Origin of the sequence: Hyphomonas oceanitis (assembly GCF_036964545.1) — a bacterium.
GTDB lineage: Bacteria > Pseudomonadota > Alphaproteobacteria > Caulobacterales > Hyphomonadaceae > Hyphomonas > Hyphomonas oceanitis.
Genome location: NZ_JBALTL010000007.1, coordinates 80,995 through 91,550, shown reverse-complemented (window position 1 = coordinate 91,550; position 10,556 = coordinate 80,995). Strand labels below are relative to the sequence as shown.

Annotated in this window: 7 protein-coding genes; 3 read left to right on the top strand and 4 right to left on the bottom strand. The window is 58.8% G+C overall.

Annotation, left to right across the window (positions count from 1 at the left end):
- The first annotated feature begins 257 nt into the window (after positions 1 to 257).
- Together V7651_RS17550 and V7651_RS17545 are read left to right on the top strand one after the other, a co-directional pair.
- A complete protein-coding gene (locus V7651_RS17550; protein WP_299949267.1) occupies positions 258 to 1,733 on the top strand; it encodes a carboxylesterase/lipase family protein in 1,476 nt (491 codons plus the stop codon).
- A gap of 47 nt (positions 1,734 to 1,780) precedes the next feature.
- The gene (locus V7651_RS17545) at positions 1,781 to 3,076 is read left to right on the top strand and encodes a hypothetical protein (protein WP_034742467.1); all 1,296 of its coding nucleotides are present in this window, start codon (positions 1,781 to 1,783) and stop codon (positions 3,074 to 3,076) included.
- Between the two features lie 62 nt (positions 3,077 to 3,138).
- On the opposite strand, the gene V7651_RS17540 is transcribed toward V7651_RS17545, so the two are convergent.
- Entirely contained in the window at positions 3,139 to 5,394 is a 2,256-nt protein-coding gene (locus V7651_RS17540) for a TonB-dependent receptor (RefSeq protein ID WP_034742465.1), read from the bottom strand.
- 148 nt (positions 5,395 to 5,542) lie between these two features.
- The gene (locus V7651_RS17535; protein WP_051615546.1) at positions 5,543 to 6,313 is read right to left on the bottom strand and encodes a GntR family transcriptional regulator; all 771 of its coding nucleotides are present in this window, start codon (positions 6,311 to 6,313) and stop codon (positions 5,543 to 5,545) included.
- A gap of 76 nt (positions 6,314 to 6,389) precedes the next feature.
- On the opposite strand from V7651_RS17535, the gene V7651_RS17530 reads away from it, so the two are divergent.
- Entirely contained in the window at positions 6,390 to 7,442 is a 1,053-nt protein-coding gene (locus V7651_RS17530; protein ID WP_045693614.1) for a serine hydrolase domain-containing protein, read from the top strand.
- 757 nt (positions 7,443 to 8,199) lie between these two features.
- Here the strand turns inward: V7651_RS17530 and V7651_RS17525 are convergent.
- Both V7651_RS17525 and V7651_RS17520 read right to left on the bottom strand, forming a co-directional pair.
- Complete coding sequence (locus tag V7651_RS17525) at positions 8,200 to 9,270, bottom strand: acyl-CoA dehydrogenase family protein (RefSeq protein ID WP_034742462.1); 1,071 nt, start codon at positions 9,268 to 9,270, stop codon at positions 8,200 to 8,202.
- 17 nt (positions 9,271 to 9,287) lie between these two features.
- The gene (locus tag V7651_RS17520; RefSeq protein WP_034742459.1) at positions 9,288 to 10,499 is read right to left on the bottom strand and encodes an acyl-CoA dehydrogenase family protein; all 1,212 of its coding nucleotides are present in this window, start codon (positions 10,497 to 10,499) and stop codon (positions 9,288 to 9,290) included.
- Between the last annotated feature and the right edge of the window lie 57 nt (positions 10,500 to 10,556).

Here is a 10,556-nt window from a genome sequence, read left to right as displayed (position 1 = left end):
TTCGAACTGAACCTTTTGCTTCATCCGATAGCCGGGCACATAGGCGTTGACCTTTAACTAGACCTCTCTATCAGCACGTGCAATATTATCGATAATTAGGATCACAGAGCAATCGGACCGGCACTATGGCTGCAGCAGCTAGTCGGCAATAAGTCATTTGCATCATAGCGCCAAGGATACTGGGAGCAACAATGAACAAGGGCAGACCGTTCGGCTTGATCATAATGCTTGCCTGTTTGCAGGCGTGCGCCTTGGGCATGGCCGCGGTTGCTCAGCCCCCACAGGTTCAGATTTCGCAGGGCGTGATTGCCGGAAAGACCATCGGCGAGGTCGATGCTTTCTTTAATATGCCCTTTGCCGCCGCACCGGTAGGCGAGCTGCGCTGGCGCCCTCCGGCAGTGGCCCCGGGCTGGGAAGGTGTCCGGGACGGCACGCAGATGGGCCCCGCCTGCTCACAGCCATTGCGGCCTGCTGTCGTTGCCGGCGGTGTGGCAAACGTCCAGTCTGAAGACTGTCTGCAGCTGAACGTCTGGCGGCCGGAGGGCGCGTCGGGCTTGGCTGTGATGGTTTGGATTCATGGTGGCGCGCATGTGATCGGTTCCGGAACGTTCCCGATTTTCGATGGAACAGAGCTCGCCCGGCAAGGCGTGATCGTCGTGACGATCAACTATCGCCTCGGCCCACTCGGTTACTTTGCGCATCCGGCTCTGACGGATGAAGCGACCACGGATACTCCGCTCGGTAATTTCGGATTGATGGACCAGCTGGCAGCACTTCGCTGGGTGCAGCAGAACATCGCTGCCTTTGGCGGTGACCCGGCGCAGGTCACCGTGTTCGGGGAATCCGCCGGCGCAGTGAGTACCATGGCGTTGCTCTCGATGCCGGAAGCATCCGGATTGTTTTCGGCTGCCATTGTGCAATCGGGCGTCAACCTGCTTACCCCTCGAACGCTCCCGGAGCAGGAGGCGCTCGGGATCGCAGCCGCCGGCGCGTTGGCTATCGCGCCTGACGCTAGCGCAGATATACTGCGTGCAGCCAGCGCAGATGATTGGGTGAAAGCGGCTGGTCCTCGCAGCAGCGGCGCAGTCAATCCGTTCATCGATGGCCGGCTGTTGCGAGAGGCGCCTTCGCGGGCGTTTGAAGACGGCGGGGCGCTTGATGTTCCGCTTCTGGTAGGCGCAAACAGCAATGAGGCGAGCGTTCTGCTGGCCATGGGCATCAGCCCGCAATTGGCCGTCGCTTACTTCGGAGATCAGTTGGCTGAAGCAGAGGCTGCCTACGGCCTTGAGGCATCCGATCCTGAATTCGCACGGCAGGTTCTGGGGGATGCCTGGTTCGTGGCACCGGCCCGCTGGCTTGCCGACGCTACACAGGACGGTGCACCGAGTTATCTCTATCACTTCGACTATGTTGCAGAAAAGCGACGGACGAACTCTGCTGGCGCGGCGCACGGATCCGAAATCACTTATGTCTTCGACACGGTAGACTACTTCGAAAGCGTCGTCGGTGAGATGACAGAGGCAGACCGTCGGTTTGCGGAAGGAATGTCGGCGTGTTGGGTTTCATTTGCCAAAACCCACAAACCGGATTGTGAGCTGGTGCCTGCTTGGGGGCCATATGACACAGAGCGCGATGAACTCGCTCTCTTTGGGCCAGAAACACGAGTGATACCGGGCTTTCGGAAAACCATGCTGGACCTGATCCTTGCCCGCTACGAACATCAGGCGCCCTAAAGACTGAGCCCGATGTCACTGTCGATACGCATAAGGAGTGTTTTTGCATGATCAACCGGCGACATGCCTTGCTGCTTCCAGCCGCGCTTGGCGCATGTGCAGGATTGCCGGCCGCGCGAACCGGACCGGAAGAGTCCCTCGAGCGTGATGCGAGCGCGCTTGAACGCGCGGTGGTGACTTATGCCAGTTTCGGCTCTCATTATTCTGGCAGCGCAGGCGATCTTGCGACGACGGATTGGATGGAGGGCGAGCTCTCGACCGCTGGATACGAGACGCGTCGGCAGACGTTCGAAGTACCTGCCTGTGACGGCGAAACAGGAACGGTGTTACTGCCTGACGGGACACAAATTTCAGGACCGGTCCAGATGCCGGCTCGGGCGGCAGAGGCCGAGGCGGAGCTCGTCTACTGGAATACGGATACTCCGCCGCCAGCCTTGACCGGAAAGCTGCTGGTTTATGACGCAGGGTTTCGGCGCCATTCCAGCCTGATATCGACGGAATGGCAGCGCGTACTGAAAACCTCACGGGAAGCGCAGGTGGCGGGTGTGGCGGCAATCACCAATGGGCCAACACGGCTCGCTATTCGGCTCAATACCCCGGCCGACGGCGATATTGCTCCCATGCTGACCCTAGCGCCCCGTGAGGCAGGCGCCCTGCGCGCGGCAGCAACCCGTGGCGACACGGCCAGACTTTCCATCGCCCCAGCCCGGCCGGGCCGGTTGGCTGACAATCTGATTGCCCGGCGGACTGGCCCCGGTGCACGGATCGTTATCAGCACGCCCAAGTCCGGCTGGGGCATCTGCGCCTCGGAGAGAGGTCCCGGCATTGCGATTTTCCTTGAACTGGGGCGACGGTTCGCCTCAACCTGGCCGACGGCGGACATTCATCTGGTGGCAACGTCAGGACACGAGTACGAGAACCTGGGCGCCCACAGATTCCTGGAAAGTGGCGCACCGGCGCCGATGGACACAGCGCTTTGGGTGCATCTCGGCGCCAACCTCTCGGGAGTTGATTTTCATGACCTGGGTCCCACCCTACTGCCACTGCCGTCACCTGACCCGCAACGTTATCTTGGCGTGACGGAAGGAATTGAAGGGCTGGCCAGAGAGATGTTCCGCGGCCGGCCAGGACTGGAGGCCGCCTATGTCATGACTGCAGAAAATGCGGCGGGAGAGCTCCGCGAGATTCTTGGCGCCGGCTATGCATCCGCTTTCGGCGTCTTCGGCGCAGGACGCTTTCATCACACCGATCAGGATACGCCGGACAAGGTAGACATGCGTGAATTGGCCACAACAAACGCATCCTTCCTGCGCCTGATCGAGCGCGTTCTCAGTAAGGCCTGAAAATGACGCCTGCCGGAATGCCGGCAGGCGTTTAGGTCTTCGGGAGGAAATCCGTAGCCAGACTAAAAGTCGTAGCGAAGCTCGATTCCTGTCAGCCGTGGCTGGCTGTAGCGATTGATCGTGGGAGCTCGCGCCACAAAGTGGACTTCATCGGTCAGGTTGCGCGCAAAAGCCGTCACACTGACCTTGCCGAAGCGCGCCCCGAGGCGAAGGTTGATCAGTCCGAAATCGTCGAGCGGCGCGGTTGTGGCAGACAGTTCCTGAACGCCGCCAGTCTGCGCTGTGTAGACGAAATTGGCGAACGCTTCAGAATCAGGGCCAATTGGCCGGCGATAATTCAGGGTGGCCGAACCGAGCCATTCAGGAACCTGGGCCAGATCCAGCCCTTCGAATCTGCCGCTGATCACTTCACCCTCCTGATAGGAGAGGCTGAAACCGGTGGAGAGTTTGCCGCCAGCAATGTCGAAGAGTGAGGAAATCTCGCCTTCTACACCACGGCTTTCGGCGTCACCCGCGTTCGTGAGAAAGGACGTCGCCGCCACGGGACATGTCGGGTTTGTCAGCGCACATCCATTGTCCGTCTGGGCAATAAGATTTTCCTGATCGTTCATATAAGCCGCAATGGCGAAATAGGAATGGCTGCCAAGCGTACCCTTGAGGCCGATTTCATAGCTCTGGGACGTTTCGTCGTCGAACGCTGCATCAATGGGTCTGGGCTGCCGCGGATCACCAAGATTGGTGTTGAAGCCCCCAGCCCGGTAGCTGGTGCCGGCCTTGGCGTAAGTCAGGATACTGGAGGTCAGCTTGAAGGCGGCGGTGGCGTTGTAGGATAGGTTGCTCGGTTCGATGCTGCCATCCACGACCCGCGCGGCTCCGCCCAGGGGCGCCCCGGTGCCCCGGTCAAACAGGCGGGAACTGAGGGAGCGGTCATCCTGCGTGTAGCGAAGCTCACCTGTGAGGTTTAGCCGCTCGGTCAGGTCATAGCCGAGCGATCCGTACGCGGCGTAAGAATTATATTCGAGGTCGACGGGGGAGATACTGCCGGTCGAAGGGTTAGCGAGTGTGGGGGTTCGGGCATTCTCCACCGAATAATCGCTCTCAAGAAGCAGGAGGTCGATGCCCGCGAGCCAATTGAGCCGGCCATCGATGGCTTCGCCGGTGAGATGGACATCCTGGTTGAAGGACGTGGTCGTATCCCGCACGAAAGCTGCCGAGTTCACATCCAGCGGAACGACGGCAAGAATACTGCCAGCTGCAATGGCATCGGCGCGCTCCTGCGCATTGATCGCATCTGCATCGAGATCATATGCGGAGACACGCTCGCGATAGAGCGTGGTGGAATTCAGTTGCGCCCAGTCCAGATCGTACTTCGCGACGATCTGGTAGGAGTCAACGTCCTGCTCGGCAGAGGGCGGGGTGTTCCAGGGATAGTTGAACCTGTCCTGTATATAGCCGCCCGGGAAGCCTGGCGTGCCTGCAGGAATTTCGATCTGGTAGTGGATCGAGGGTGTCTCGAGAACTTGGGTTTCTGCAAGGAAAAGCAGATCGAGCGGACCGGAACTGTAGCGTAGCTGCGCGCGCAAGCCGTGGCCCTCTTCCCGGTCGAAATAGACGTCATTGACGGGGTTGTAGAAGAAACCGGACTCTTGACCCACCGCGAAGCCACTGAAGCGAACTGCCAATGTGTCGCTGAGCGCCCTGTTGACGACACCCTCGCCGCGCAGGTTCTCGTTCTCAATTCCATATTGCGCCTTCAGGTATCCGGATGTTTCAAATTCCGGCTGCGCCGAGACGATGTTGACGGCGCCGCCGACAGCGTTGCGGCCGTAGAGCGCACCCTGGGTGCCGCGCAGCACCTCAACGCGCCCGATGTCGAGAAAATCGATCAAGGCAAAGTTGCGCCCGCCGATGCCGCCACCGCCGATGTAAGAGGCATTGCGGTAGAGCCCGACGCTGGGATCGCCGTTCGTTGCGCGCGCAGTCGACGAGGCGCGGATCGAAAGTTCCGAGGTGACGGACGAGTTGAGGTTGTTGAAGCGAACGCTTGGCTGGTCGGCCAGCAGTTCGCCGCTGGTGCTGGCGCCGCCGCGCTCGGTGAGCGCGTTCCCGCCGATGACGGAGGCCGCCGTCGGAACTTCGGAAAGCCGCTCCTCCCGGCGACGCGCAGTCACCACCACTTCCCCTAGCCGAACTTCCTCTTCCGCGCCTTCGGAAGGCGCTTGTGAAGCAGCATCTTCAACAGCCTGGGCCGAGGCCGGCGCGATTCCATTGACAGCCACCGTCATTGCGGTTGTCGCAAAAAGCATAAAGCGAAGCATGTATTCCTCCCTCAAAGGCCCATCTTGGGCTTATTATCGATAATTTCAGATTATCGATAATATTTGGGGCGAGGTGTCAAGTACTTCATGCTGGCGAGCGGCAACAAACGGTAGCCTCGCAACCGAACGGGCGGCCGCATAGGATTGGCTATTTTCGGCGAGGCGGTTTCCGGCGCGCCTGTTCGACGGCCTGCGCATCAAGGTAAGTCGCCAGCGCTTCTTGATAGTAGTCCTGAAGGTTTCCGATCAGGGCGCGCGCAAGTTCGTCGGCCTTGTCCGGTTGGCGGGCCTTGATGGCGGCGCAGAGCCGCTCGTAGATTTCGGCAGACTTCAGCGCCGGAGCGACCGGAAGGTCTTCGAGGAACTTCTGCGAGATGATCCTCTGCTGCCACTTGGCAACAATCGCCACGCGGTCCAGCAAAGTTTTGGACTGAGGTGCACGGGCGCAATGCGCAATATAGGCACCGATGCGGTTGGAAACGGCAAGATGGTCGAACGTATTGCGCGTCGCATGCGCAATGGCCGTAAATTCCTTGACACGCGCGACAAGCTGTTCGGCCTCGCTGTCAGTCATGCGCTGGCTCGCAAGGCGACACACGACGCCGAACAGGGATTTCCAGAGTTCGAGGATCTCGATAGTCGCCTGCTTGTCAATCACCGCGACGCGGGCACCTCGCCAGGGCACGACCTCAACGAGTCCTATATTGGCGATTTGACGGAATGCTTCGCGTACGGGCGCGTGAGAAACCTCAAACCGTTTGGCAATTTCCCTTTCCCGGATCCAGGAACCCGGCGGGATCCGCCATTCAACGATGTCCTCAATCAGCGCTGCCGCGATGACCCGGTCCTGCGTCAGAGCATCAGTTATAACTTCCTGCGGCAATTCTTCTGGCTGGTCTGGCACACTGATCACCTTCATTTTTCGAGATTCCATCTAGCCTTGATCGTCTTCAAAAGGCAGTATTATCGATAATTCAATAAGGGAGAGTTTAAAAGTGCCTCGATACTTGCTTTTTTGGCTGGCCTTAACTGCTGGCTCGTGTGCAGCACAGCCTTATCCGACCGGACATTCTGATCAGAGCAATGCCTGCCAGCAGGCCATTGCATATTCAAATGCAGACCGAGGTCTGGCGGTGCTTGTGCTCAAAGACGGCGAGCCGGTCTGTAACAGCCCTGACCACGACATCAACGAACCTCACGAACTTTGGTCCGGCACAAAAAGCTTTCTTGGCATAATGGCCGCCATCGCAGCAAAAGATGGTCTATTGTCTCTGGACGAGCCGGTCGCCGTAACGCTCACTGAGTGGCAAGGAGACCCCCAGCGCAGTAAGGTAACTCTCCGTCACCTTCTGTCGATGACGAGCGGGCACAAGAGCCGCATCGGACGTCCGCCGGGATACGAAGCTGCGGTTGCAAGCGATATAAACTCGCTAGCCGGGTTGAAATTCCAGTATGGCGCCGTTCCGTCTCAGATTTTCGGTGAAGTCATGCGCCGCAAACTTAAAGCGGCTGGCCAGTCGGGTGGACCAAGAGCGTATTTGGAGCAGCGCTTGTTTGCGCCCTTGGGACTTGCGGGATACCGGTGGAGAAACGGCCCGGACAAGCAACCCCTGATGCCTCAGGGAGTCATCATGTCTGCCAGCGAGTGGGCGAAATTCGGCGAGTTCGTGCGCCTTGGCGGCAGGGTTGACGGCATACAGATCGTTGACCAGGAAACTTTTGAAGCGCTGTTCGAGGGAAGTGCAGCGAATGCCGCATACGGGCTATCCTGGTGGTTGCCGAGGCCCTCATCGTCAAAGGACGTCGTTACAGCGACGACAGATATTGACGATCATGCCGATAGTCTGCCTGATGACATGGTGGTGGCTGCCGGAGCGGGCAATCAGCGGCTCTATGTAATCCCGTCGCTTGGTCTGACCATCGTGCGTCTTGCAGATCTTGATCTGGGCGCAGCCTTGCGAGGTGATAAGGAACGCTGGTCGGATTATGTATTCTTGGAACTAACCTTGAATGCGGCACATTCCAGAAGCGTACCACAGAATAATTGATGTCCGGCGCACGAAAAATTGAAAACTTGTGTGGAAGACTCCAATGCTGCAAGGGTTTTTTCGTTTCGGCAAGCCCGGGTCGGAAGCTGACTTGTGTCCGACCTGTTAGCGCGACGTAATTGTCGCAGGCCTGAGTTTCCGCGAACCGAACCCCATTCTGCAATGCGGGCAGTTGAAGTCCTTGTTACTATGAGGGTTGTCTCGATTTCCGAGTGCCAAGATTGTCATTACTATTCATCGTCCTAACAAGTCTTTTGTGGCTATGTGTTTTCTCAGAAGTTCAGGCTTTGGCCGTTGCCCTGAAGGGCTCATTGCGGGAAAGCATGGCTCAAAAGATCCGGGCTGTTTTGTTGGCAGTTACAACAGTTGCAAATCTTGCGGGTTTTTTCTGGAGTATGCTGACTACCCACGGACCCGCCATTTCAGGATGGGCCTTGTCGGCTGCCGAGTTCGAAATGGCAGGACAATGAAGCCGCAGGGCGTCTACATTCTTTGGGGTACATCAATTATTCTCTCGACGCTATCGCGAGAGACTTTATTGTAATTGGTGAACGCGTAGCAGGTGGGAGGACGCGGCCGCACATAGTCGGCGCTTCGCTTGCAGGCTTGCAGCCATCATTACTGCGGGCATGCTTGCACGTGATGCATTTGCATGGACAAGACCATACTCACCATCCCCGGGGACGCGAAATACGACCCCAATCACAAAATCATGTGCTAAGGCCCAGCATGCGACCCGGGAGGACTTCACTCGTGGTCAGTAACCGGACAAAGCGGCGTATCGATCCTTAAGCCAGGTCGTCGAGCCGAAGCTCGCCTCGAGCACGCGTGCGCGCTTCAGGTAAAAGCCGACGTCATATTCGTCGGTCATGCCGATACCGCCATGGAGCTGTATGCCCTGGTTGCTGATACCGTGCAGTACGCGGTTGGCCTCGGCCTTGGCGATGGTCGCAGCGCGCGCTGCGCCGAACCCACCATCGACCGCCTGTAGTCCCGCCTCGACTGCCGAGCGCATCTGTGTGAGGTCGGCGAAAAGGTCCGCCATGCGGTGCTGCAGTGCCTGGAAGGTGGCAAGCACCTGGTTGAACTGCACGCGCTGCTTGAGATAGTCGAGCGTGGTGTCGAACACGGCTTGGGCCATGCCGAGCATCTCGGCTGCCGTTAGCACGCGCGCGCGGTCGAGCACATCGCCGAGCAAGCTTTCGCCCCCGCCTTTGAGCTTGTTTGCCGCTGCACCAACGAAATTCACTTCGGCATGGCTTCGCTGGTCAGAGAGCTTACGGGTGATGAGTAAGACGCCGTCACTCTTTTCGACTAGGTAAAGCCCATCCTTGGCCGCAACCACGAAGAGGTCTGCGCCGTGTGCCTCGTGAACGAAGGCTTTCCTGCCGGTCAGTTTGCCGCCGGAAACACTTGTCTCGATCCTGGCCGGATCATGAGAGGGCCCTTCATCGACCGCTAGCGTCGCGATGGCTTCACCGCTCGCGAGCTTCGGAAGCCACAATGCTTTCTGCTCGTCGCTGCCGCCCAGGATGATCGCCGATGCCGCCGCGGTGTTGAGGACGAGCGGGCTTGCGGTCAGCGTCTTTCCGAGCTGCTCAATCACGAGACCCGCCGAGAGCCAGCCAAAGTCTGACCCACCATACTCTTCAGGAATGATGACCCCGGCCCAACCCATTTCCACCATCTTGGCGTAGGCAGCGCGATCAAACGCCTCCTCGGAGCCGCTGGCGCGGACCTTACGAAATTCTGTCAAAGGGCTTTCGTTGACGGCCCAGCTGCGAGCCATGTCGCGTAGCATTTCCTGTTGTTCGTCGAGAACTGCCATTGTCAGTACTCCCCTCCTTACGCGTGATCGAGCATGCCGAGCACGCGCTTGGCGATGATATTGTTCTGGATTTCGGTCGAACCACCATAGATCGTTGCTGCCTTGCCGAAGAGCCAGGTGCGCACGTCCTCGAGTTCCCCCTCGGAAAAACCGTCGCCTTCCCAGCCAAGGCCCTGCAACCCACGGATTTCGATCAGTAGTTCCGAGCGTTCCTGTGCCAGCTTGGTGCCCGTCTTTTTGAGAACTGAACTGATCTCAGAGACTCCGCCGGGCGCCTTGCTTTCCTCGATCGCGCGGCGCGCTGTAAACAAGAAGCTGCTCCAGCGGATTTCGAAATCGGCGATCTTGTCGCGCAGCACATTGTCGGTCAGCCGACCATCCGCGGCGGTTTCGCAATATTTCTTCGCGATGTCGCCGAGGCTCTGCGCCATCATCAGAGCCAGATTGCCGCCACCAGAGATGTTGGTTCGCTCGTGCTGGAGCAGGCGTTTGCCAATGGCCCAACCCTGACCCTCTTTTCCAACGAGATTTTTCTTCGGTACCCTTACATCGGTTAAGAAAGTCTCGCAGAAAGGGCTGGTGCCCGAAATCATGGTGATCGGGCGGACTTCGACGCCGGGCGCATTCATGTCAATCAGCATGAAGCTGATGCCCTTGTGCTTGTCGCGCCTGTCGGTGCGAACGATTGCGAAGCACTTGTCGGCCCATTGCCCGCCGCTGGTCCAGGTCTTCTGGCCGTTGATCAGGTAATGGTCGCCTTTGTCCTCGGCGAAGGTTTGCAGATTAGCGAGATCGGAGCCGGCATTGGGTTCGCTATAACCCTGGCACCAGCGGATTTCGCCACGGCAGATCGCCGGAATGTGCTCGCACTTTTGCTCCTCGCTCCCGAATTCAAGCAGGGTTGGGCCGAACATCATTACGCCCATCCCGCCGATGGGATTGTAGGCCCCCGACTTGGCGAATTCCTGAGTGACGATTTTGGCCTGGGCCTTGGTCAGCCCGCCACCGCCATATTCCGTGGGCCAGGTCGGTGTACCCCAACCGCACTCGGCCACGGCCTCTCGCCATTTCTTCTGCTCATCGGTCTCGTTGGTCGGCCCTTCGAGTCCGGCAAGCAGATTGCCCTTGCCCTTGAGTTCTTCGGGGAAATTTGCGGCGAGGAATTGTCGCACTTCGGTGCGAAATGGATCGTCGTTCGCATGGGCACCGGATTGAAGCTGAGTTGGCATGGAGACCTCCGTTCAAAAATCGAATTGGCGTCGCCCCGAGCGGACGACGATGCATCA

Bases quoted from the DNA above. Each gene is read 5' to 3' on its own strand.
- V7651_RS17550 (WP_299949267.1), top strand. From the start codon at position 258: ATGGCCGCGGTTGCTCAGCCCCCACAGGTTCAGATTTCGCAGGGCGTG.
- V7651_RS17545 (WP_034742467.1), top strand. From the start codon at position 1,781: ATGATCAACCGGCGACATGCCTTGCTGCTTCCAGCCGCGCTTGGCGCA.
- V7651_RS17540 (WP_034742465.1), bottom strand. From the start codon at position 5,394: ATGCTTCGCTTTATGCTTTTTGCGACAACCGCAATGACGGTGGCTGTC.
- V7651_RS17535 (WP_051615546.1), bottom strand. From the start codon at position 6,313: ATGAAGGTGATCAGTGTGCCAGACCAGCCAGAAGAATTGCCGCAGGAA.
- V7651_RS17525 (WP_034742462.1), bottom strand. From the start codon at position 9,270: ATGGCAGTTCTCGACGAACAACAGGAAATGCTACGCGACATGGCTCGC.
- V7651_RS17520 (WP_034742459.1), bottom strand. From the start codon at position 10,499: ATGCCAACTCAGCTTCAATCCGGTGCCCATGCGAACGACGATCCATTT.